22 protein-coding genes are annotated in these 22886 nt (G+C 42.8%); 11 read left to right on the forward strand and 11 right to left on the reverse strand.

What is annotated here, in order from left to right:
- Positions 1-27: 27 nt before the first annotated feature.
- From GQF63_RS02720 to GQF63_RS02750, 7 genes are all read right to left on the reverse strand, one after another.
- The gene (locus tag GQF63_RS02720; RefSeq protein ID WP_160367582.1) at positions 28-888 is read right to left on the reverse strand and encodes a sugar phosphate isomerase/epimerase family protein; all 861 of its coding nucleotides are present in this window, start codon (positions 886-888) and stop codon (positions 28-30) included.
- Between the two features lie 609 nt (positions 889-1497).
- Complete coding sequence (locus tag GQF63_RS02725; RefSeq protein WP_160367583.1) at positions 1498-3711, reverse strand: NADP-dependent isocitrate dehydrogenase; 2214 nt, start codon at positions 3709-3711, stop codon at positions 1498-1500.
- A gap of 198 nt (positions 3712-3909) precedes the next feature.
- Positions 3910-4569 (reverse strand): NAD(P)H-binding protein, encoded by a 660-nt coding sequence (locus GQF63_RS02730; RefSeq protein WP_160367584.1) that lies wholly within the window; start codon positions 4567-4569, stop codon positions 3910-3912.
- Between the two features lie 12 nt (positions 4570-4581).
- A complete protein-coding gene (locus tag GQF63_RS02735) occupies positions 4582-4863 on the reverse strand; it encodes a GNAT family N-acetyltransferase (RefSeq protein WP_160367585.1) in 282 nt (93 codons plus the stop codon).
- A gap of 4 nt (positions 4864-4867) precedes the next feature.
- Positions 4868-5290: a nuclear transport factor 2 family protein gene (locus GQF63_RS02740; protein ID WP_212592448.1), complete on the reverse strand. Its 423-nt coding sequence runs from the start codon at positions 5288-5290 to the stop codon at positions 4868-4870.
- A 151-nt stretch (positions 5291-5441) separates the two neighbouring features.
- The gene (locus GQF63_RS02745; RefSeq protein WP_160367587.1) at positions 5442-6422 is read right to left on the reverse strand and encodes a cation diffusion facilitator family transporter; all 981 of its coding nucleotides are present in this window, start codon (positions 6420-6422) and stop codon (positions 5442-5444) included.
- A 50-nt stretch (positions 6423-6472) separates the two neighbouring features.
- Complete coding sequence (locus GQF63_RS02750) at positions 6473-7459, reverse strand: bile acid:sodium symporter family protein (protein WP_160367588.1); 987 nt, start codon at positions 7457-7459, stop codon at positions 6473-6475.
- Positions 7460-7606: 147 nt separating this feature from the next.
- Here GQF63_RS02750 and GQF63_RS02755 point away from each other — a divergent pair, with 147 nt between their 5' ends.
- The 4 genes from GQF63_RS02755 to rplI all read left to right on the forward strand — a co-directional run bounded on the left by GQF63_RS02755 (position 7607) and on the right by rplI (position 10352).
- Positions 7607-8812 carry a pyridoxal phosphate-dependent aminotransferase gene (locus tag GQF63_RS02755; RefSeq protein ID WP_246163254.1) on the forward strand — a complete coding sequence of 402 codons (1206 nt, stop codon included), beginning with the start codon at positions 7607-7609 and terminating at the stop codon, positions 8810-8812.
- A gap of 451 nt (positions 8813-9263) precedes the next feature.
- A complete protein-coding gene (gene rpsF, locus GQF63_RS02760; RefSeq protein WP_160367589.1) occupies positions 9264-9632 on the forward strand; it encodes a 30S ribosomal protein S6 in 369 nt (122 codons plus the stop codon).
- A complete protein-coding gene (rpsR, locus tag GQF63_RS02765) occupies positions 9632-9895 on the forward strand; it encodes a 30S ribosomal protein S18 (RefSeq protein ID WP_103906215.1) in 264 nt (87 codons plus the stop codon). The genes rpsF and rpsR overlap by 1 nt, the downstream gene beginning before the upstream one ends.
- Before the next feature lie 13 nt (positions 9896-9908).
- On the forward strand, positions 9909-10352 hold the full coding sequence (gene rplI, locus GQF63_RS02770; protein WP_160367590.1) for a 50S ribosomal protein L9: 444 nt from the start codon (positions 9909-9911) through the stop codon (positions 10350-10352).
- A gap of 252 nt (positions 10353-10604) precedes the next feature.
- Here the strand turns inward: rplI and bshB1 are convergent, their stop codons facing one another.
- From bshB1 to GQF63_RS02785, 3 genes are read right to left on the reverse strand one after another with little or no spacing between them, the layout of a single operon-like run.
- Complete coding sequence (gene bshB1 / locus GQF63_RS02775) at positions 10605-11324, reverse strand: bacillithiol biosynthesis deacetylase BshB1 (RefSeq protein WP_160367591.1); 720 nt, start codon at positions 11322-11324, stop codon at positions 10605-10607.
- Between the two features lie 38 nt (positions 11325-11362).
- Positions 11363-11863 (reverse strand): glutathione peroxidase, encoded by a 501-nt coding sequence (locus GQF63_RS02780; protein WP_160367592.1) that lies wholly within the window; start codon positions 11861-11863, stop codon positions 11363-11365.
- 11 nt (positions 11864-11874) lie between these two features.
- Entirely contained in the window at positions 11875-12519 is a 645-nt protein-coding gene (locus GQF63_RS02785; protein ID WP_160367593.1) for a DUF4294 domain-containing protein, read from the reverse strand.
- Positions 12520-12656: 137 nt separating this feature from the next.
- Here GQF63_RS02785 and GQF63_RS02790 point away from each other — a divergent pair, with 137 nt between their 5' ends.
- The 6 genes from GQF63_RS02790 to GQF63_RS02815 all read left to right on the forward strand — a co-directional run bounded on the left by GQF63_RS02790 (position 12657) and on the right by GQF63_RS02815 (position 20753).
- Positions 12657-14861, forward strand: a complete 2205-nt coding sequence (locus tag GQF63_RS02790; RefSeq protein WP_160367594.1) for a RelA/SpoT family protein — start codon at positions 12657-12659, stop codon at positions 14859-14861.
- 80 nt (positions 14862-14941) lie between these two features.
- A complete protein-coding gene (locus GQF63_RS02795) occupies positions 14942-15436 on the forward strand; it encodes a Fur family transcriptional regulator (protein ID WP_160367595.1) in 495 nt (164 codons plus the stop codon).
- 128 nt (positions 15437-15564) lie between these two features.
- Positions 15565-16836 carry an adenylosuccinate synthase gene (locus GQF63_RS02800; protein WP_160367596.1) on the forward strand — a complete coding sequence of 424 codons (1272 nt, stop codon included), beginning with the start codon at positions 15565-15567 and terminating at the stop codon, positions 16834-16836.
- A gap of 3 nt (positions 16837-16839) precedes the next feature.
- Entirely contained in the window at positions 16840-18132 is a 1293-nt protein-coding gene (locus GQF63_RS02805) for an anthranilate synthase component I family protein (protein ID WP_246163257.1), read from the forward strand.
- A gap of 151 nt (positions 18133-18283) precedes the next feature.
- Positions 18284-19288 (forward strand): aspartate--ammonia ligase, encoded by a 1005-nt coding sequence (gene asnA / locus GQF63_RS02810; protein ID WP_160367597.1) that lies wholly within the window; start codon positions 18284-18286, stop codon positions 19286-19288.
- A gap of 70 nt (positions 19289-19358) precedes the next feature.
- Positions 19359-20753 (forward strand): exonuclease domain-containing protein, encoded by a 1395-nt coding sequence (locus GQF63_RS02815; protein ID WP_160367598.1) that lies wholly within the window; start codon positions 19359-19361, stop codon positions 20751-20753.
- Here GQF63_RS02815 and dinB read toward each other — a convergent pair.
- Positions 20739-21809, reverse strand: coding sequence for a DNA polymerase IV (dinB, locus tag GQF63_RS02820; RefSeq protein ID WP_160367599.1), 1071 nt, complete (start codon positions 21807-21809; stop codon positions 20739-20741). The two genes, GQF63_RS02815 and dinB, sit on opposite strands and share 15 nt — an antisense overlap.
- Positions 21810-21983: 174 nt before the next feature.
- On the opposite strand from dinB, the gene GQF63_RS02825 reads away from it, so the two are divergent.
- A complete protein-coding gene (locus GQF63_RS02825) occupies positions 21984-22859 on the forward strand; it encodes a carbon-nitrogen hydrolase (protein ID WP_160367600.1) in 876 nt (291 codons plus the stop codon).
- Positions 22860-22886: the final 27 nt, after the last annotated feature.

The following is a 22886-nucleotide window of genomic DNA, read 5'->3' on the forward strand; positions in this document are numbered from 1 at the left end:
CAAGAAATTGCAGGAATCGTCGCTTCCTTAAACGGCGCTTAAAACTCCTCTAAAATAACCCACCGATTCGGCGAGTCCCGCTAAAGGGTCTTTCATATCTTTTTCGAATTCCAAACTACAGGAACCGGTATACTTAATTTTCAGCAGTCCTTTCACAAAGGCAGGAATATCGATAACACCCCTACCCAATTCGCAGGTTTTACCTTCGGCGGTCGCGGAGGTCACATTTTTAAGGTGCAGGTCAAAAATACGATCCTTATAGCGTAGTAAATCTTTTAACGGATCTTGCCCATCGCGCATGTTGTGTCCCATGTCAAAGCACATGCCCACATGCTTATCCAAATTTTTAATCTGATTCCAAATCACCGTCGCATTCGGGTAGATTTTATCTTCCGGCCCGTGATTATGGATGGCATAGCGAATATTGGTTTCCTTACATTTTTGGGATACGTAAGGAAGATCCTTAATCTCCGGAATACCGACAATCAGGTCTACCCCTACACGCTTGGCATAGTCAAAAGCCTTATCAATATCTTGCGTCGTTTTAGTATAAATTGGCCCCACGGCATAACCCTTCACATTGGCATCGGCTAATTTTTTATGAAAAGCCGCAATTTCAGCATCGCTGCTGGCAAAAGGCAAATGAAAATCTTTAATGCATAAATAGCGAACATCCATCCGTTTCATCATGGCCAGCGATTCATCCAACTTAAAATGCACAAAGCTATAGCCGGCAATGCCGAGCTTTAATCTATCCTGCTTAGGCTGTGTAGATTGCTCAAAAGCAGCTGAAGTATGACTTAATAAGGTTGGCGCCGTAAGAACCGCTGCAGCTCCTAAAAGAGAATGCTGTAAAAAATGACGTCTGGAGGTTGATTTACTATTCATTAGAACGGGTTTATAAGTGTATAGGCTAAATATACTAAGTCTGAAAATCAATCGCAAATACTTTATAGCCTTGATATAGCATATGCCTATATGCTATTAATCTAGTTTTTTGCTGTTCCGTTTTTGTCGCCTAGTTCTCCCCTTGTACAGCCCTTTGCAAAGGGGATTGATACGGGTGAGCAAGGGAAGTGAAAGGGGGGAGAGTAGTATTTAGTATGGAGTAGTTAGTATTTAGATGTGGCCCCGTGCTGACATCTTGCTGTCATCTTGCTGTTTTCTTGCTGTCATGGTGAGCGGAGTCGAACCACGAACGACTGGTACGTCAATACAATCATTAATACATATCAAACTTATTTAATACTTGTTAGTAAACTAGTTATGCATGAGGGATTGCAATGACGTACCAGTCCTTCGACTCCGCTCAGGATGACAATACTTGCCGCAACGATAAACACAGCGTGCCGCAGTTTACTAGCATATCGTGCCATAGTTTGATAATAAAGCTTACCCCCCCCGCTCTCATATCTCAAATCTCACATCTCATATCTAAAAACAAAACGCCCAGAAATATCACTTCCTGGGCGTGTTATATATTAAAATACCTAAGTCTTAAAACTTATCAATCGCTGCGTTTAAGGTTGCAGAAGGGCGCATCGCTTGTGCTGCCAATTCATCATTAGGGAAGTAATATCCATTGATGTTTTGTGCTTTTCCTTGCGCTGCAATAAGCTCTTCGTTGATTTTAGCTTCGTTGTTTGCTAGCTCTTCTGCTAGGCCAGCGAATGCTTTTGCTAATTCAGCGTCTTTGCTTTGTGCGGCTAAGGCTTCTGCCCAATATAAAGCTAAGTAGAAATGAGAACCGCGGTTATCGATTTGGCCTACTTTACGTGCTGGCGATTTATCGTTAGCTAAGAACTTCGCGTTTGCTTCGTCTAAGGCGTCTGCTAGGATCTGCGCTTTCGGATTATCTTGCGTTTGAGCCAAGTGTTCGAAAGAAGCTTGTAATGCTAAGAACTCACCTAATGAATCCCAACGTAAGTAGCCTTCTTCCAAGAACTGCTCGACGTGTTTCGGAGCAGAACCACCGGCTCCGGTTTCAAATAAGCCACCACCATTCATTAAAGGAACGATAGATAACATTTTCGCGGAAGTTCCTAATTCCAAGATTGGGAATAAGTCGGTTAAGTAGTCACGTAATACGTTTCCAGTTACGGAGATGGTATCTTCACCTTTGCGGATGCGTTCTAAAGAGAATTTAGTCGCTTCGATTGGCGAAAGGATACGGATATCTAATCCGTTAGTATCGTAGTTTGGTAAATAAGCATTTACCTTTTTAATGATCTCTCTATCGTGTGCACGGTTTTCATCTAACCAGAATACCGCAGGTGTATTGGAAAGACGAGCACGGTTTACGGCTAATTTAACCCAGTCTTGAATAGGTGCATCTTTGGTTTGGCACATGCGGAAGATATCGCCTGCTTCCACTTTTTGCTCCATTAACGGGGTACCGTTTGCATCTACAACGCGGATAACACCGTTTGCTGCTGCTTGGAATGTTTTATCGTGTGAACCGTATTCCTCTGCTTTTTGCGCCATTAAACCTACGTTAGGCACAGAGCCCATGGTAGTAGGATCGTAAGCGCCATTTGCTTTACAATCGTCGATTACGGCTTCATAAACACCAGCGTACGAGCGATCTGGAATAAGGGCAAGAGTGTCTTGCTCGGCTCCGTTTTTATCCCACATTTTACCACCGATACGAATCATAGCAGGCATAGAAGCATCTACAATAACATCGGAAGGAACGTGTAAGTTGGTGATTCCTTTGTCGGAGTTAACCATCGCTAAATCAGGACCATTAGCAATTGCTGCTTCAATGGCTGCTTTAACTTCGGCTTCTTGAGCATGGCCAGCAATTTTTGCATAAACCTCACCTAAACCATTATTTTTGTTGATGCCTAATTCAGTAAATAATGCACCGTATTTCGCGAATACATCTTTAAAGTAAACTTCAACAATAGCACCGAAGATAATAGGGTCAGAAACCTTCATCATCGTTGCTTTCAAGTGTGCAGATAGCAATACGCCAGCAGCTTTCGCTTCAGCAATGGCATCAGCTACGAAGGCTTTTAATTTAGCCACATTCAATACCGATGAGTCGATAACTTCACCTGCTTTTAAGTTGGCTAAGCCTTTCAATTCTTTTACTGCGCCATCAGCGCCTACAAATTCAATTTTAAATTGCGAATCTGCAGCTACAGTTACCGATTGCTCGCTGCTGTAGAAATCGCCATCCTGCATAGAAGTAACCTTGGTTTTGCTGTCTTTAGCCCAAGCGCCCATACGGTGAGGGTTTGCTTTAGCATAGTTTTTAACCGCTTTCGGTGCACGACGATCGGAGTTTCCTTCACGTAAAACCGGGTTTACAGCAGAACCTAATACCTTGGCATAGGCAGCTTTAATTTTCTCTTCCTCAGCATTTGCCGGAGCATCTGGGTAATTAGGAAGGGCATATCCTGCTTTTTGAAGTTCGGCAATGGCAGCTTTTAATTGCGGAATGGAGGCCGAAATATTAGGAAGCTTAATAATATTGGCTTCCGGTTGTGTTGCCAACTGGCCTAATTCTGCTAATGCATCAGCAGTCTTTTGGTCAGCCGGTAAATATTCGTTAAAGGTAGCCAAGATACGTCCGGCTAATGAAATGTCTCTTAATTCGATTTCAATATTCGCAGGTTTTGCGAATGCTTGAACAATGGGTAGAAATGAATACGTAGCCAATAATGGCGCTTCATCTGTCTTTGTGTAAATAATTTTAGATGACATAGTTTTCTATTGAAATGATATTGTTTTGCGTAAAAAATTGAAAAACAAGCATGGTAAATCCTTGTTTTTTTAAAATTCGCCTAAAGATAATAAAATGATAACAAAAACGCCATACTTCCAGAAATTAAAAGGTTTTCCGAAAAATCGATGGCAGTATCCGATTAAAAACTAGGGTTAATGCGCTTGAAAAAGGGATTTTCAAGCATTTAAAACGCCACGCAACAATTGCTTAGATGTATAGACCTGTTTACCTGATTTTAACATAGGAATGGAAACATCAACCATGGCTTTAGCTAAATCAGCTGTACGGATTGGTGCCAACCCTTTTAATGCCCCCATGGCGTTGATAAACCGTATAGTTTTCAAGGCTATTTTCTCGCCACGCCGTTCGGTGCCTGGGCGATCGATAATACCGGGTTGTAGAATGCTTAAATTGGGGAATTCAAGCGCGATGATATCCTTCTCTAGCTGGCCTTTCATTTGAGAATAAAAGATTCGGGAATCGGTATCTGCGCCGGCAGCCGATAGCAGCACAAAGCTGGGGATGCCATGCTCCTTGGCGATGGCTGCAAAGGTGAGCGGAATATCGTGATCTATCCGCCATTGCTCCGTTTTACTGCCTGCATCTTTGATGGTGGTGCCTAAGGTAGAATAGGCTATATCGCCTTTGATATGGGCACTATAATCAATTAAGCGGTCGAAATCGACTTGCACCTCTATCAATTTCGGATGGGCCTCGAAATAGGGACGACGCACTAAGACGCTGACCGTTTCTACCTGCGGATGGGCGAGCAATTGACGCACTAATTCACGGCCGGTAGCTCCGGTTCCGCCTATAACAACAACATTTAACCTCATAGTAAGCGCTGATTAAAACAAGACATCGCGAATCGTTACATCCCGATCGAAGGACGCTTTCGCAAAAGGACATAAGGGCATAATTTTAACTTGGTTATCACGGGCATATTCCACGGCCTTCATCAATAACACATGGCCAATCCCCTTCCCTTTTTCCTGCTCGTCTACTTCGGTATGATCTATTATTATTTTGCCAGGGCCGGCAGCAGAATAGGTCATCTCCCCTATTTTCTTTCCGTCTTCCACAGCAACAAAGGCTCCTTTATTGCCATTTACTTCATGATTTACTAGCATATGTTCACTCCTTTTCCTTAATTGAATCTATAACTTTATTTTCTAACGCTGATTTGAGCCGAATGACTTCAGACGACACCTCATTGGGCACACACATTGATAAAACATACTGTTTGATCAACCATCGTCCTTGCTGCAGTTCCAAAACAGCAGCTCCTCGGCACAGCTTCATCTGTGTATCTAACAATTCATCCAGCCAGGCGGTTTTCCCATCGGCTGAAAAAATGATATTTCGTTCCAAAGCGGTAAAGCTCCAAGCTTTGCCTTTGGCAAAATGTGGGCGGGCATAGGCCATAAAGGCTGGTTTCGTCCAACGTTCGGTGGCATCGGTGCCTATAAACACCGAAGCAGTATCCATCAGCTTAAAATAACCTTCAAAGTCGGCCTTTGCTGCCGCTGCATGCCAGGCATCCATGAGCTTCGACACGGTCTTTTCTTGATCTTGCGCGAGAACCGGATAAGAGAACCCCAGAATAAGCAGGGTCCATAGCAATTTCTTCATTTCGAGATATTAAACCTAAATATAAGGAATTAAAGGGGGATAATGAATGGTTTTTAGGCTAACGTAAAACATATCGCTATGCTTTGCGAAAGTGCTTCATGTTTTTCGTTACGTTCTGCGTCGTCCATTCAATGTGCTTGCGGAAGTCTTCACTACGGATCGGACAGTTCTTTACGGTGCAATAATGACAACATTCAGACATACACGGGTCGGCATGGATAAAGAATTCGGTCTTCGAATCTAGGTTTTGATTTAAAATGGTATCAAATTCAGAGATGCTATCGTGCACCTTGGTTAAGGTATAATACTTGGGCAGGGTTAAATGACAATCGATATGCATCTCTTGGCCATAACGTTGTACACGCAGGTTGTGTACATCTATCCATTCGGGTTGGCGACTTTTATTCAAGATCTGAACCACCTCTTCCACTACTTCCTGATCCGATTCATCCATTAAACCAGAGATGGATTTCCGCAAGAGCTTATAGCCGTTGTAGAGAATAAAACAACCCAGTACGATCGATAGGGCTAAATCTATCCAAGGCAACTTGGTCAGTTTCATGATAAAGAGTCCGGCAATCAAACCTATCGAACTGTAGGCATCCACTTGCAGGTGTTTTCCGTCAGCTTCAATGGTTAAGGAGCGTAGCGTCTTACCCCGCTTCATTAAATAAAATCCTACCCCAAAGTTGATCAGGGAAGTGATGAATATCAGGATGATACCCTCTTCTACATTCGCTACGGGTTGAGGAAAGAAGATATTGTAGAAAGCCTTAATTAGGATGACACTACCGGCAATAAAGATGAGGGCGCCTTCTACAAATACGGAGAAAAACTCTACCTTACCGTGGCCATAAGGGTGATTCTCGTCCTTGGGTTGGGCAGCCAGGTATATGCTGTAATAGGCAAAGCCGGAAGCCGCAATATTCACGATACTCTCTGCTGCATCAGAGAAGATGGCATTCGACTCTGTGATAAAATAGGCAATGAATTTTATCAACATTAATACGATCCCGGTAACCAGGGAAAGTAAGACCAATCTCATCTGTCTTGACATAGCGCTTCGTTTTGGCATGCCAAAGTTAAAGATTCAAAATTAACTATATATTATTTTCTTTTCAACAGCTCTTCCTCATATTGCTTTCCCATTTTCTGCGCAATAATGGTGACTACAAAGATTTGGAACGCATGGTAGATCATCAACGGTAAAATATACAGGCCTAATTTCGGGTTATTGGCGAATAGAAACTTAGAGAACACACTACCATGGGTAAGCGATTTTTTAGAGCCGCAGAAGATGCCTGAAATCTGATCTTCCCGATTGAATTTCAGCACATAACGAACCAGCAGGTAAATAATGAGGTAAACTGTAAAAAACAACAGTATAACGCCAATAAACAGGCCTATTAAATAGTATTTGCTCACGCTATGGAACACATCGCTCATAAAGGACTCCGCAAAGCTGGAATATACGATGGCTAACACCACGCCTTTGTCGAATCGGGATAATGCTGTGCCGTATTTATGGGCCCACTTGCCCCAATAGGGTTGTATAAGTAAGCCTAAAATAACCGGCAATAAGACCTCGAACAATAAGCCAATATATAGTTCGGTAAAGACATTCATTTCCTGCACGTCTAGAAAGAAGTGCATTAATAGCGGGGTAATGGCCACGCCTACTAAGCCAGATATACTGGCATTAAAGATGGCTGCCGGCACATTGCCTCGCGCAATGGAAACCATGACCACCGAAGATGTAACCGTGGAAGGCAGGGCGGCTAGAAAATAAAAGGATAACCAGAATTGCTCCTGGGTTTCGGTATGGATAAATGGCCGAAAGGCCAACACCAGCAAGGGGAAAAGGCCAAACGTGAACAGCTGCACGGAAAGATGCAGCTTCCAGTTTTTCATGCCATCCTTAATCTCTATAAAACTTAATTTTAATCCGTAAAAGAAGAAAACAAGGGCTACCCCGATGCTTATCAATGTGTTTAAAAACTTTCCTTCCAGGAATGCCGCAATATCCGGGTAGATATAGGCAAAAAGAATCATCCCTATGAGGGCCACAATAAATCCGTCGAACTTTAACTTCATAGAACGTATTTAATTTTGGCTACAAAGCTAGCTTTTATTTATGGGGAAGCCTTTTAAATCGGAGATTTTAAATTGTATCATTTTTATGGATATTTTATTACATTTTTATCAGCAATAATGATTTGTATATAATATATTTGCAATATCATGAGTACAGCATCATTTCTATCAAACCGGATAAATGAACTATCCGAATCAGCAACATTAAAGATGACCAAATTGGGTCGCGAATTGGCGGCAAAAGGCATCAATGTAATAAGTTTAAGCGTAGGTGAACCTGATTTCAATACGCCGGATCATGTGAAAGAAGCCGCGAAGAAGGCCCTGGATGAGAATTTTACCCGCTACTCGCCGGTACCAGGATACCCAGAATTGCGTCAGGCTATCGTGAATAAGTTGAAGAATGAGAATGGGTTAGATTACGATATTTCGCAAATCGTCGTATCTACCGGTGCAAAGCAATCCCTATCTAACGTATTGTTAACCTTGGTAAATCCGGGTGATGAGGTTATCATCCCTACACCTTACTGGGTTTCCTACTCAGAGATGGTGACTTTAGCCGAAGGAAAATCTGTATTTATTGACACTGAAATTGATTCAGATTTTAAAATTACGCCAGCACAATTAGAAGCGGCCATTACCGATAAATCAAAGGTATTCATGTTCTCCTCCCCTTGTAACCCGACCGGTTCGGTATACACTAAAGAGGAATTGGCGGCCTTGGTGAAGGTTTTTGAAAAACACCCGAACATCTTTATTATCTCTGATGAGATCTATGAGCATATCAACTTCGTCAATCAGCACGAGTCTATTGCGCAATTCCCTTCGGTAAAAGACCGCGTGATTATTATTAACGGTTTCTCCAAAGCTTTCGCAATGACCGGATGGCGTTTGGGCTATATTGCCGCAAACAAGGAAATTGCTGCCGCAAACGATAAACTACAAGGCCAAACAACTTCAGGCACTTGTTCCATCTCGCAACGCGCCGGTATTGCCGCGTATGAGCAAGGATTAGAAAGTGTATTGGAAATGAAAGAAGCATTTGCACGTCGTCGCCAATTGGTATTCGACCTGTTAAATGATATCCCTGGGGTAAGAACAAACCTTCCGCAAGGTGCTTTCTACTTCTTCCCTGAAATAAGCTCGTTCTTTGGAAAGAAAGATCCGGAAGGCAATGTAATTAAGAACTCGGCAGACCTAGCCTTATTCTTATTGAACTATGGCCATGTGGCAACCGTGGGTGGCGACTCCTTCGGAAATAACAATTACATCAGACTCTCCTATGCTGCTTCAGACGAAAGCCTGAAAGAAGCATTACGCAGAATAAAAGAAGCCTTGGCAAAACTTGCCTAACGAAAAAAAGCCTCTCAACTAGTTGGGAGGCTTTTTTTTTTAGCGAATAACTGCTTATAGCAAGAAGCGGTAAGCCCTGCTTTAGATAACGATAATGGTGATGCCTTTACAGAATGATATAATACAATACCTCTGCTAATAGACAGCCCAATATGACTCCAGTAGTGATAGAAAATATAACTTTTACCCAAAATGGTAGTCGTTGAATCGTTGCCCTCAATGTTTTTCTTTTTTTACGGTTAATTTGTATTGCAAATATCATCAGGATTGCGCGGGGGGTCAAGCATGACCTGCTATTAACTTTAAAATGTAGTTTTTCAGCTACAGTAAATTGTCGCTAAGTAGAGCTAACTAAAATATTCACAAATAATTAGTATTTTATTAATCTATTTGCTATTTTTGCACTTCCGTAAAATAACTCGGAGTATTAATAAACATAATTATTCAAACAATGCAACAGTACGAATCTGTAATCATTCTTACCCCGTTGCTTTCTGAAGATGCTGCGAAAGAAGCTATTGCGAAATTCAAAAACATCTTAACAGAAGGCGGAGCCGAAATTGTCGCTGAAGACAATTGGGGTTTGAAAAAATTAGCGTATCCAATCCAGAAAAAAACAACTGGATTTTATCACTTAACTGAATTCAAGGCTCCAGGTGAATTAATTAAAAAATTAGAGGTTGAATACAAACGTGATGAGCGTGTGATGCGTTTCTTAACCATCTCTTTAGATAAGCATGCCCTTGCTTACAACGAGAAAAAACGTAGCGGTGCATTCAACAAAAAGGCAGAAACTAAAACTGAGGAGGTAGCAAACTAATGGCAAACGAAAACATCCAATACGTAACTGCTCCTAAAGTAGAGGACAACCGTAAGAAATACTGCCGTTTCAAAAAGAACGGTATCAAGTATATCGACTACAAAGACGCAAACTTCTTATTAAAGTTTGTAAATGACCAAGGTAAAATCTTACCTCGTCGTTTAACTGGTACATCATTGAAATTTCAACGTAAAGTTGCTCAAGCCGTAAAACGTGCGCGTATTATCGGATTACTACCTTACGTAACTGATTCATTAAAATAAGGAGGATACGATAATGGAAGTAATATTAAAACAAGATGTTAAGCACCTTGGAGAGAAAGACGATATCGTAGTAGTAAAACCAGGTTTCGGCCGTAACTACTTAATTCCTCAAGGATTTGCAATTATGGCTACGGCCTCTGCAAAAAAAGTGTTAGCTGAGAACATTAAACAAGCTCAGTTTAAACAAGAAAAAATTAAGAAAGATGCTACAGAATTAGCTGGTAAATTAGAAACCGTTAAATTATCTATCGGTGCTAAAGCTGGTGAAACTGGTAAAATCTTCGGTAAAGTAAATAGCATCCAAATCGCTGACGCCCTTAAAGCGCAAGGATTTGATGTAGATCGCCGTCGCATCACTTTCGAAACTGAACCTAAAACTTTAGGTGAATACATTGCAAACTTGAACTTACACAAAGAAGTGAAAGTGCAAATCCCTTTCGAAGTTGTAGCTGAGTAATCTGCTTTACAATAAAAAACAGAAAACCCAATCGATTGATTGGGTTTTCTGTTTTAAGATATGAGATGTGAGATTTGAGATATGAGAGTATGGCGAGAAGCTTATCTTCTTCTAGTCGTTGAGGAAAAAGATTTTTATTACTATACCTTAAAAACTAGAATCTGCAAGACTACTAAAGATTATTGGACAACCAGCATCTTACCCCCAAGCTCTCATATCTCACATCTCATATCTCATATCTCATATCTAAAATCAGATGAGATCAAACAAATCCCCTACTCCTAGTATTCTTCTCGAGGTAAATCCTTCCGCGTATTTCACTTGGATGGAGCGTCCTAGCTCATGCGCACGTGCGCGAGTTGAGGCCATAAAGTCGGGGTTGGAGATATAGGTCTGCGGCTCGTTATCTTGTTCAGACGCATTAAATTGGGTGGTATAAGCCAGGATAGAGCGTTCCTTAATGTCCCAGAAGTCGGTGATATCAATGAGAATATCAGGCTGAATATATTTATCTTGAATAAGTTGCAGTTGGAGGCGCGGACGATGCACGTCTTGAAGTTCCCCGTCTACGCTAGTTTCAATGCGACGTAATCCTGCTAAGAAGATAGCATCATTAACCAACTTACTGGCACGCCCATGATCAGGGTGGCGATCATCCCATGCATTGGTAATCACGATTTCTGGTTGATATTTACGAATGGCTTTAATGACTTCCACCTGATTAGGTTCATCGTTCTTGAAAAATCCATCCCTAAGTTTTAGATTCTCCCGAACAGCAACGCCTAGAATCTTGGCAGCATCAGCAGCTTCAGCAGCTCTGGTTTCAGCAGTACCGCGGGTTCCTAATTCTCCTTGCGTCAAATCGACAATACCTACCTTCTTCCCTTCAGCAACATACTTGGCAATAACACCCCCTGCGCCTAATTCGGCATCATCGGGATGTACCGTCATCACTAACAAATCTAACTTCATTGAATCTTTATTTTGTACAAAAATACAAAATATAAGACTTAAGAGGCTTTGCTAAGTAATTCTTCGATCTTACTGTGGACCTTTTTTGACATTGGACTGGTAATCGAATAGAAGAAATCGACTACTTCCCCATTGCGATCGACTAAGTATTTATGGAAATTCCATAGCGGGGAAGAATCTACTTTCCCATTGATAGACTCATCGGAAAGATAGCGATACAGGGGATCGGTATACTCACCAACCACATGAATGCGCTTAAATACAGGGAAGGAAACCTGTTGCTGCACGCGGCAGAAGGTTTCTAAGGTTCTTCCGGTCAAAGGTTCTTGATTGCGGAAGTCGTTGGATGGAAATGCTAAGATTTCGAAACCTAGTTTATTGTATTTGCGATACAGGTTTTCTAATGTTTTAAATTGCTTGGTAAAAAAGCATTTACTGGCCGTATTCACGATCAGCAATACTTTCCCCTCGAAGTCTTTAAGAGACTTCTTACGGCCATTAAATTCCAATGCATCAAAATCATAAACAGTAGGTTTCATAACGTTAGGTATTAAGGGTTGGCGATAGGTCGAACACGTTCGTATTCCCGGATGATGTTCTCAATTTCGAAGTCTTCCTGCGGATCGTAGGTGCTCTTTAAATTATGTCCGAAGATCTTTGCTACACCTTGGTATACGAAAGCAGAGATGCTGCCTTTCATGTCTTTCACAAGGTCGTAGCTGGTATTTCCGGTTTGGCGCTCTATCAGTTTTATCAGAATCTTCCCTTGCGAGATAGATAGATTCTTCACTTCAGAGGTTATTTTCTCTTTAATCTCTCGTTCACATTCATTGATGAGCCGTTTCTCTTCCCGACGAGAGTTGGCTACAGCGAGGTCGCGATCTAATTGATCATAGCGACGTTGCGCATAGATAGCATAAGGCAACACGCGAATCACATTTCTTTTTAGGCGTAAATAGCGCTGTCGCTCCTCTTCGCTCTTCCAGGTTCTTACCGCCGTTACTACGACTTCCTCAATAGGAAACCACGGAACTACCTCGCCATTATCTAGCGTGGTGGTCGCATAATGTTCAACGACCTCCGCTTTCCCTCCTCCATATTGGGGTTTCGTCAGTGCTTGCCCTTTGCTAAGAACAGGAAAGAGCATGCCCATGAACATCCATAAAACCCACTTATTTATACTTCCACGCCTCATTAATAAAATGTATCCGCTAGATTAAATACAATAATTTTGTGTATATTTATACATTACATTTTACATACACAATGTAATATATGCCCAATAAATTTAGCAAATAATATTTAATTATCATAGTCATTTACAGGAGTTTTATGCAAGAATATGTGATCGATATAGAGGCTGAAAATAAGGAAATCCGTAAAAGATACCGTGCGTTATTAAGAGCTTGCAAACCAACATTACAAAAAGGCGACAAACAACAGATACGTAAGGCTTTTGACTTAGCATTAGAGAGCCATAAAGATATGCGTCGGAAATCCGGCGAACCATACATCTACCACCCTATTGCTGTAGCGCAAATTGCTGCCGAGGAAATTGGTCTTGGCACCACTTCCATCGTCTGTGCTTTGTTACACGACGTGGTAGAAGACACCAGTGTTACCCTTCCGGAAATTGAGGAGCAATTCGGAAAAAAGGTAGTTCGGATTATCGATGGGCTGACCAAGATATCCGGGATCTTTGATCCGAACAGTTCAATGCAGGCGGAGAACTTCCGCAAGATGCTACTCACCCTTGCCGATGATGTCCGTGTGATTCTCATTAAGCTTGCCGACCGTTTGCATAATATGCGGACGATGGAGTTTATGGCCCGCCATAAACAGCTTAAGATTGCCTCGGAAACCAGTTATCTCTATGCACCTTTGGCGCATAGGCTCGGGTTATACGCAATCAAGTCGGAGCTGGAAGATCTTTCCATGAAGTTTACCGATCCGGACACCTATAAGTTTATCGCGAAGAAGCTGAATGAGAAAAAAGCAGAGCGCGAGAAGTTTATTGGTGATTTCATAGGTCCTATTCAAGAGATCTTGAAAGAGGAAGGCATTAAAGCTTCGGTATTTGGACGCCCGAAATCCATCCATTCCATTTGGAATAAGATGCGTAAGAAATCCATTCCTTTTGAGGAAGTCTATGATTTATTTGCTATCCGTATTATCATCGACACCGATGATGAGAAGGAAAAAACAGAGTGTTGGAAGGTTTATTCCATCGTTACGGACCTTTACCGTCCGAATCCTGACCGCCTTCGCGATTGGGTATCCTCGCCAAAGGCCAATGGCTATGAATCCTTGCATACCACAGTAATGGGCCCTAGAGGCCAATGGGTGGAAGTTCAAATCCGTACCAAGCGCATGAATGAGATTGCCGAAAAGGGATTTGCAGCACACTGGAAATATAAAGAGTCTAACTCCGATAACGGCTTAGACCAATGGATACAGAAAGTACGTGATATCTTAAGTAATCCGGAGTCCAATGCGATGGATTTTGTGGACGACTTCAAGATGAACCTCTTTTCGGACGAGATCTTTATCTTCACCCCGAAAGGAACCTTGGTACAGCTTCCGAACGGCGCCACAGCTTTAGACTTTGCCTTTGAAATACATACCGACATTGGAGCCACCTGTATCGGGGCGAAGGTAAACCATAAGCTAGTGCCTTTAAGCCATGAACTCCAAAATGGAGACCAGGTCGAGATCATCACCTCCAGCAAACAGACGCCGAAAGAAGACTGGTTAAGCTTTGTTGTAACGGCAAAAGCCAAGTCGAAGATCAAGTCTTCCTTAAAAGAAGAGAAGCGGAAAGTTGCTGAAGATGGGAAGGAAATTCTGGAGCGCAAGCTGAAATCGCTAAAGATTACCTACAATACGGAAAACATCAATAAGATTGCGAACTACTTTAAGTTCCCAAGTTCTCAAGAGCTGTTCTTTAATGTAGCGAAGGGTTCTATCGACATCAAGAACCTACGGGAGTTTGTTGCTGCCGAACGATCGGAAGATGCCAACCAAAATCAGTTCCAGTCGCATATCAACGGGCTCGTAGAAAAAATCAACAAAAAGGATGACACCATCCTGATTGGGGATGACTATCAGAAGGTAGATTATACCCTCGCGCCTTGTTGCAATCCGATTCCGGGCGATGATATCTTCGGATTCCTGACCGTTAATGATGGCATCAAGATTCACCGCACCAGTTGCCCGAACGCGTCCAAGCTGATGGCCAACTATGGCTACCGAATCTTGAAGGCCAAATGGGCATCCTTGCACAACGCGGTTGCTTTCTTAACCGGATTACGCATCATCGGTATTGATGATGTAGGCCTCGTGAACAAGATTACTACGGTTATTTCGCATGACTTCAAGGTTAATATTCGTTCCTTGTCAATCTCAAGTAACGAAGGGATCTTTGAAGGCGATATCATGGTCTTTGTGAACGATGTAGACCAATTGGAAAGCCTCATCCGACATTTAAAACAAATCCCAGGCATTACGGTAGTCACGCGCTACGAGTCAGAAAACTAAAGACTTACAGCCGTTTGACATAAGTACTAGCGATTACGCTACTATTTTGGTAATTTTGACACTTAAACTTGCTGAATAATATGAAACAGGGCGAAAACTACGAAACTGTTAAAAAGATTTTCGAAGCTTACCTAGAAAATAAAAACTTGAGAAAAACCCCAGAACGCTATGCCATTCTGGAAGAAATCTACTCCCGTTCCGATCACTTTGATGTTGAATCTTTGTATATCCATATGAAGAACAAGAAGTATCGGGTAAGCCGCGCGACGGTATACAACACCTTAGAGTTATTGGTATCCTGTGATTTAGTGACCAAGCATCAGTTCGGTCGCAACATGGCCCAATTCGAGAAATCTTACGGGTACAAGCAACATGACCATGTAATTTGCATTGAATGTAACAAGGTGGTGGAGTTTTGTGACCCCCGCGTCTACCAGATCCAAACCATGATTGGAGATCTGTTAAACTTCGATATCAAGCACCATTCCTTAAACCTCTATGGTATCTGTGCTGATTGCCGTAAAAGCAAGGCTGCCAAGGACACTCCGGCCGCTGAAGCAGTAATTTCAAATTAATTTAACAATAGACGAATTAATATATACCTTTGTTCGGAAAAAGGCTACTAGCTTCCCTTTTTCCGAACATTTATTTTTTATTCAGGGAATACAAACAAAATTTTAACATATAAATTTCAATAAATACTATGCAAGTTGATGTGCTTTTGGGTTTGCAATGGGGTGATGAAGGAAAAGGAAAAATCGTAGACGTATTTTGTCCTAAATATGATTTAATCGCTCGCTTTCAAGGCGGTCCAAACGCAGGACATACCTTAGAATTCGATAACAAGAAATTCGTATTAAATACTATTCCTTCCGGAATCTTTAATGAAGACACCTTAAACCTGATTGGAAATGGTGTCGTTATCGACCCTATTATCCTTAAAAGAGAACTAGACAACCTGAAGGCTGCAGGATTTGATCCGGTAGGCAAAGGGAAATTGGTATTGGCGCGCAAGGCACACCTTATTTTACCAACACACCAATTGTTAGATGCCGCATCAGAAAGTAATATGGGTGCCGGTAAAATTGGTTCCACTTTAAAAGGTATCGGTCCTACTTACATGGACAAAACCGGACGTAACGGTCTTCGCGTAGGGGATACTACCCTATCCGATTTCAAGGAGCGCTACGAGAAATTAAAACAAAAGCACCTTTCTATGCTTGCGCATTACGGGGAAGTTCCAGACTTCTCAGAAAAAGAGCAAGCCTTCATGGAAGCTATTGAGTTTATTAAGTCTATCCCACACGTTGACTCTGAGCACTTGGTAAACGAGTACTTAAAAGACGGAAAACGGGTATTGGCCGAAGGCGCACAAGGTACGCTATTGGATGTGGATTTCGGATCCTATCCTTTCGTAACCTCGTCGAATACCACCACTGCAGGTGCTTGTACAGGATTAGGTATTGCCCCAAATAAGATTGGTGAAGTATTCGGTATCTTCAAAGCCTATGCAACACGTGTTGGTGGCGGACCATTCCCTACAGAATTAGAGGACGAAACAGGCGAGAAACTACGTCAATTAGGCCATGAATTTGGTGCTACAACGGGTCGCGCACGCCGTACTGGATGGATCGACCTTCCAGCATTAAAATATGCCATCATGATCAACGGAGTAACCGAATTGATTATGATGAAAGCCGACGTACTGGATACCTTCGAGAAGATTTATGTATGTACGCACTATAATTACCAAGGGGAAACGATTGATTACATGCCTTACGAAATCATCACCAACAAACCGGAACCGGTATTGAAGGAAATGCAAGGCTGGAATCAAGACTTAACAGGCATTCAATCGAAAGCTGAAATCCCTGCGGCATTACAGCAGTATATTCAATTCTTAGAGCAAGAACTACAAGTGCCTATTAAATATTTATCAGTAGGTCCAGATCGTAAGCAAACTATCGAATTGTAAGATATGATGGCCAGTGCCATTTTTCAAGTTCAAGCGGATGAGTTTCTTTCCAAGGCCTTAAGTTGGTCTAAAGGGTTTGATCAGCTATGCTTATTTGAATCGAATGGTTTCCAGAGCCCATATGCTCAGGTAGAACGTATGTTGGCCGTTGGTGCCCAAGCGGTTTTTACGCCAAAAGCAGGCGAGTCTACATTCGAGCAATTAGCACATTTTAAATCCCGGTATCCTGATTCATGGATGCCGGGATTTCTTAGTTACGACCTCAAGAACGAGCTTGAGGAGCTGCAAACACAACATCCCAATCGCATCGGCTTCCCCGACGCCTATTTCTTTGTGCCACGCATCTTGATCCAATTTGAAAAGAATCAAGTCAATATCAGCAGCGAAATTGAAGATCCGGCAGCGGTTTACCAGCAAATCATCAGCCATCATCCCCTATCCCCAAGCTACACGTTCAAGGGTCAGGTGAAGGCCCGCATGAGTCAGGCTGAATATTTCAAAGCTTTCTACGGCATTAAAAACCATATCCAATTGGGGGATATTTACGAAGCCAACCTTTGTCAGGAGTTCTATGACGATGAGGCCTTTATCGATCATCCTGAAGCTTTGTTTCTTCGCTTAAATAGCCTCTCCCCAACCCCCTTTGCCTGTTTGTTCAAAATTGAAGATGCCTATATCCTATCGGCATCGCCGGAAAGGTTCCTGGCCAAACGAGGAACCACGCTTATTTCCCAGCCCATTAAGGGCACCTCGGCGCGTGGAAAAGATGAACAGGAAGATGCTCGTCTAAAAGAACTATTACTAAACAACCCGAAGGAAATCGCCGAGAATGTGATGATTGTCGATTTGGTTCGCAATGATATGACCCGCAGTGCGGTTCCAGGCACAGTACGGGTCACCGAAAAACTCGGACTTTATACCTTCAAGCATGTGCATCAATTGATCTCCACCATCTCCTGCGAAAAGGATCCAGCGCTTAGCGATTGCCAGGTGATTCAAAATACCTTCCCTGCAGGATCGATGACCGGCGCCCCAAAAATATCGGCCATGCAGCTGTGCGATCAGTACGAAAACTCCCGTCGCGGGGTATACTCCGGGGCTATAGGTTACTTTGCGCCCACCGGTGATTTTGATTTCAATGTCGTCATCCGCACCATCCTCTACAACCGAAGCAAACAATACCTATCTTTCCATACCGGAGGGGCCATTACCATGGACGCGGAGGCCGAAAAGGAATATGCCGAGTGCATGACCAAGGCTTCTGCCATTCTTTCGGCATTAGGACAATCTCTTTAAATAAATTAAACAGAATTTCAAGATGTTGTGTTTATTTTTTCAATAAACTAGCTAAATCATTAACATTTTTGTATTTTTGATTAAAATTATGATCAGGTGTTAATTGCATTTAGCATCACATTCAACTATGTTTATTTTGTTGTAAAAATTAATGGGACGACATATCTTAAAAAGAGAACAAGCAATCACGTTTGTCAAGGAAACGTTTGCTAATAAATTAAAACAGGCCTTAAATTTAATCCCCGTTTCTTCACCGATTGTGGTCCTGGATGGAACCGGCATCAACGACGACCTGAATGGCATCGAGCGCCCCGTTTCCTTTCCGATCAAGTCCTTACAAGACCAACGTGCAGTGGTGGTTCATTCCCTAGCAAAATGGAAAAGAATCCGTTTGAAAGAGCTGGAAATGGAACCCGAGGAAGGTATCTTAACCGATATGCGCGCTTTGCGTCCAGATGAGGATTATTCGCCAATCCATTCCATCTATGTCGATCAATGGGACTGGGAGAAATGCATCTTGCCACAAGACCGCAATCTGGCCTACCTGAAACAAACGGTAGAAAAAATATACCAAATTATCTATGATACCGAACAAGCAGTACATGCTCAATATGACCATGTTCCTGCCGTGCTGCCCGAGAAAATCCACTTCATTTCTGCCGAGGAGCTGTTGCAGCAATACCCAACCTTTACCGGCAAAGAGCGTGAAAATGCCATCGCCAAAGCACATGGCGCCGTATTTATCTATGGTATCGGTGGATCCTTATCTAACGGCGAGCCTCATGATGGCCGTGCGGCAGATTATGACGATTGGAGTACCGATAATGAAAAGGGCTATTGCGGCTTAAATGGCGATATCCTGGTCTGGAACCCTATCCTAGGAACGGCCTTTGAATTATCCTCCATGGGTATCCGCGTAGATAAAAAGGCCCTAATTACCCAATTGGAAATCAGAAACAGCCTGGAACGCCAGCAACTAACCTTCCATCAGATGTTATTGAACGATTTATTGCCGGAATCTATAGGTGGCGGAATCGGACAATCCCGCATCTGCATGTTTATGCTTAAATTACAGCACATTGGCCAGGTACAAGTGAGTATCTGGGACCAACTCAAAAAAGAAGAACTTTCCAGTAAGGGCGTCGAACTCTTATAAAATCTATAAAATTCACAAAAATAATACTAATAATTTTAGTAAATAACTTATTAGTATTATTTTTGTTTAAATGAAGAAGCCACGCTACGCTATTGTCGATATTGAAACAACCGGAGGATATGCATCCGCCAGTAAAATTACCGAGATTGCCGTCTTTATCTTTGATGGTAAAAAAGTAATTGAAGAGTATAGCAGCTTAATCAATCCAGAACAACCCATCCCCTTTCATATTCAGGCCTTAACCGGCATTACCGATGATATGGTGCAAGATGCACCTCGCTTCGAAGATGTGGCCGAAGACATCTACCACCTGCTGAGCCAAAATATCTTTGTGGCCCACAATGTACATTTCGATTATTCCTTTGTGCAAGCCGAGCTGAAAGCCGCCGGCTATGAGTGGAAGGCCCAACGCCTGTGCACGGTTCGCTTATCCCGCAAAATGTTCAAGGGTCTGCCCTCTTACAGCCTGGGGAAATTATGCCAACAGTTGGGGATAGTGATTGAAGACAGGCACCGCGCCTACGGCGATGCCAAGGCTACCGTTACTTTATTTCAACGCATCTACGAAGCAGATAGCGAGCAGTTTATCAAACTTATTGAACAGAGCAATGCAAAGGAGCAACGCTTGCCAACGCATATTCCGGTTGAAGTTTTCAATAAGTTGCCCTCCAGCACTGGGGTCTATTTATTCAAGAATAGCCAAGGGAAAATCATCTATGTAGGCAAGGCGATAAATATCAAAAAACGTGTAATCAGCCATTTCACCGGCAATAATACAGGGCAAAGGCGGCAGCATTTTGTCAATGAAATCAGCGATATCGGCTTTGAGGAAACCGGCACCGAGCTGATGGCATTATTAATGGAATGTAACCTCATCAAGAAGCTATGGCCCATTTATAACCGCGCCCTCAAGAAATACGACCCTAAATACGGATTAATCAGCTATGAAGATCAGAATGGCTACTTACGCTTAAGCATTTGCCAAATCCGCAAACATATCACGCCGCTATACGCCTTTAATACGGTGCATGAATCCACGCAATTTCTCTTGCAATTAATACAGACGCATCAGCTCGATTTTCGCTTATGCGCGTTCTTCCAATCGGCTAAGGCGGAGAAGGATCCGCATAAACCAGAAGCAAAAGGCGAACTGCCCGATCGAGAAACTTATAACGAACAGGTAAACTTGGCCATAGATAGTTTACAGGCCAATAAACGTAGTTTTGTTATTCTTGGGAAGGGCCGGCATGCCGACGAGCAAAGCTATATCTATTACAAGGAAAACAGGGTACACGCCTTAGGCTTTATCGATTCTGACTTGCAATGCAACGACATCGAAGAGCTCGTGATGAATGAGAACCTGGTACACAGTAATTTTTACATGAATAATTTAGTGGAAAGCCATGCGCGGACTTACCCATCCCGCATTATTTACACCCAAGGCAGCCCTTTAAAAGAGGGATAGCTGGGCATTTTCAGGCCCTTGCCCATCCTCCGATAGAAAATTCGATACCGTAACCCCCAGCAGGCGCACGCGCTTATCTTCAAAGTTCTGCTTATCTAACAAGTCCATCACGGCACTTTCCAATTCAACAAAGCTTTCAATAGGGCTTAGCAAGGTTTTGCTACGTGTGATGAGGGAGAAATCCGAAAACCTAATTTTCAAGGTCACCGTTCTCCCCTTTTTGTTGCTCTTTTCGGTGCGTTCAAATACCTTCTCGCTGAGGCGCAGCAATTCGATTTTCATCAAGGCCGGGTCTGCCAAATCGGAGGAAAAGGTATCCTCGGCACCTACCGACTTGGAAATCCGGTTAGGTCGAACAGGACGATCATCAATCCCCCGCACCATATGAAAATAAAAACGCCCTGATTTACCAAAGTGCTGCATGAGCTCGAACTCGTTAAAACGCTTTAAATCACGACCAATATGAATACCCATCTGATTCATTTTCTGCGCTGTTACTTTGCCTACCCCAAAGAATTTATGAACCGGCAATGCTTCCAAAAAGGAAACAACCTTAGAAGGACCAATAAAGGTTAGTCCATTTGGTTTTTGCAGGTCGGAGGCTATTTTCGCTACAAATTTATTGACAGATACACCCGCGGAGGCTGTCAATTGCAGTTCGTTCCAAATGGCCTCTTTAATTTCTTTAGCAATATCGATGGCCGAGCCAATCCCTAATTTATCGTCGGTCACATCCAAGTAGGCTTCATCCAACGATAGGGGCTCGATTAAGTCGGTATAGCGACGGAAAATGGAACGGATATGCTGCGACACCTCTTTATACACCTCAAATCGTGGCCGAGTAAACAGCAGATGGGGGCAGCATTGCAAAGCCATTCGGGAGGACATGGCCGATCGCACTCCATATTGTCGGGCCTCGTAGCTGGCTGTTGCCACCACGCCCCGACCATCGGGTGAGCCCCCTACGGCTAATGCTTTTCCACGGAATTCCGGGAAGTCGCGTTGCTCCACGGAGGCATAAAAAGCATCCATATCAATATGAATGATCTTGCGCATACACAAAAGTAAAAAATCCAACAGATATGATTACCCTACACAATATAAGGAAAAAGGGCAAGGTAAAATTTGACAGGAAATAAACCGTATTCTAGGCATAATGTGTAGCCTAATCCCCCTATCCTCATAATTTTATCCTATCTTTGCGCAGAAAACCTTATATGTATAGATAACATGAGTAAAGTAAAAGTTGGTTTAGTTCAAATGTCCTGTGTTGAGGATAAACAAGCAAATTTGAATAAAGCGATTGAGAAAGTTCGCGAAGCTGCAGCCAAAGGCGCACAGATAGTGTGCTTGCAGGAGCTTTTTACCTCCTTATATTTCTGTGATGTGGAAGATTACGACAATTTCGATCTTGCCGAAGCCATCCCTGGCCCCTCAACCGATGCTTTATCGGTAGTAGCCAAAGAGCTTGGCGTCGTGATTATTGCTTCTTTATTCGAGAAGCGCGCAGAAGGTTTATACCATAACACCACCGCCATTTTAGATGCCGATGGTGCCTATTTAGGCAAATACCGTAAGATGCATATCCCGGATGATCCGGCATTTTACGAAAAATTCTATTTTACGCCGGGCGACCTTGGTTACAAGGTGTTCAACACGAAATTTGGAAAAATTGGGGTGTTAATCTGTTGGGATCAGTGGTATCCGGAAGCATCACGCATCACCGCTTTAATGGGTGCAGAAATCTTATTCTACCCGACAGCCATTGGCTGGGCAACCGATCAAGACGAAGAAACCAATACCGACCAGTACAATGCATGGCAAACTATTCAGCGTTCGCATGCGGTGGCCAATGGTGTACCGGTAGTATCGGTAAACCGTGTAGGCTTCGAACAAGATGGCGCCATGAAATTCTGGGGCGGTAGCTTTGTGGCCAATGCACAAGGTAAACTGTTATACCTAGCCTCGCACGAGCAAGAAGAAGTGGAAGTGGTGGAAATCGATAAAAATCAATCTGATTATTTCCGCAAGCACTGGCCTTTCTTACGCGACCGTCGTATCGAAACCTATTCCCCGATCACCAAGCGCTTTATCGACGAAGATTAACACAACATACAATATTTAGAACAATGC

Origin of the sequence: Sphingobacterium humi, from assembly GCF_009768885.1 — a bacterium.
GTDB classification, from domain to species: domain Bacteria; phylum Bacteroidota; class Bacteroidia; order Sphingobacteriales; family Sphingobacteriaceae; genus Sphingobacterium; species Sphingobacterium humi.

Excerpts from the sequence above, each read along its gene's own strand:
- GQF63_RS02720 (WP_160367582.1), bottom strand. The coding sequence starts at position 888 with ATGAATAGTAAATCAACCTCCAGACGTCATTTTTTACAGCATTCTCTT.
- GQF63_RS02725 (WP_160367583.1), bottom strand. The coding sequence starts at position 3,711 with ATGTCATCTAAAATTATTTACACAAAGACAGATGAAGCGCCATTATTG.
- GQF63_RS02730 (WP_160367584.1), bottom strand. The coding sequence starts at position 4,569 with ATGAGGTTAAATGTTGTTGTTATAGGCGGAACCGGAGCTACCGGCCGT.
- GQF63_RS02735 (WP_160367585.1), bottom strand. The coding sequence starts at position 4,863 with ATGCTAGTAAATCATGAAGTAAATGGCAATAAAGGAGCCTTTGTTGCT.
- GQF63_RS02745 (WP_160367587.1), bottom strand. The coding sequence starts at position 6,422 with ATGTCAAGACAGATGAGATTGGTCTTACTTTCCCTGGTTACCGGGATC.
- GQF63_RS02750 (WP_160367588.1), bottom strand. The coding sequence starts at position 7,459 with ATGAAGTTAAAGTTCGACGGATTTATTGTGGCCCTCATAGGGATGATT.
- GQF63_RS02755 (WP_246163254.1), top strand. The coding sequence starts at position 7,607 with ATGAGTACAGCATCATTTCTATCAAACCGGATAAATGAACTATCCGAA.
- rpsF (WP_160367589.1), top strand. The coding sequence starts at position 9,264 with ATGCAACAGTACGAATCTGTAATCATTCTTACCCCGTTGCTTTCTGAA.
- rpsR (WP_103906215.1), top strand. The coding sequence starts at position 9,632 with ATGGCAAACGAAAACATCCAATACGTAACTGCTCCTAAAGTAGAGGAC.
- rplI (WP_160367590.1), top strand. The coding sequence starts at position 9,909 with ATGGAAGTAATATTAAAACAAGATGTTAAGCACCTTGGAGAGAAAGAC.
- bshB1 (WP_160367591.1), bottom strand. The coding sequence starts at position 11,324 with ATGAAGTTAGATTTGTTAGTGATGACGGTACATCCCGATGATGCCGAA.
- GQF63_RS02780 (WP_160367592.1), bottom strand. The coding sequence starts at position 11,863 with ATGAAACCTACTGTTTATGATTTTGATGCATTGGAATTTAATGGCCGT.
- GQF63_RS02785 (WP_160367593.1), bottom strand. The coding sequence starts at position 12,519 with ATGAGGCGTGGAAGTATAAATAAGTGGGTTTTATGGATGTTCATGGGC.
- GQF63_RS02790 (WP_160367594.1), top strand. The coding sequence starts at position 12,657 with ATGCAAGAATATGTGATCGATATAGAGGCTGAAAATAAGGAAATCCGT.
- GQF63_RS02795 (WP_160367595.1), top strand. The coding sequence starts at position 14,942 with ATGAAACAGGGCGAAAACTACGAAACTGTTAAAAAGATTTTCGAAGCT.
- GQF63_RS02800 (WP_160367596.1), top strand. The coding sequence starts at position 15,565 with ATGCAAGTTGATGTGCTTTTGGGTTTGCAATGGGGTGATGAAGGAAAA.
- GQF63_RS02805 (WP_246163257.1), top strand. The coding sequence starts at position 16,840 with ATGATGGCCAGTGCCATTTTTCAAGTTCAAGCGGATGAGTTTCTTTCC.
- asnA (WP_160367597.1), top strand. The coding sequence starts at position 18,284 with ATGGGACGACATATCTTAAAAAGAGAACAAGCAATCACGTTTGTCAAG.
- GQF63_RS02815 (WP_160367598.1), top strand. The coding sequence starts at position 19,359 with ATGAAGAAGCCACGCTACGCTATTGTCGATATTGAAACAACCGGAGGA.
- dinB (WP_160367599.1), bottom strand. The coding sequence starts at position 21,809 with ATGCGCAAGATCATTCATATTGATATGGATGCTTTTTATGCCTCCGTG.
- GQF63_RS02825 (WP_160367600.1), top strand. The coding sequence starts at position 21,984 with ATGAGTAAAGTAAAAGTTGGTTTAGTTCAAATGTCCTGTGTTGAGGAT.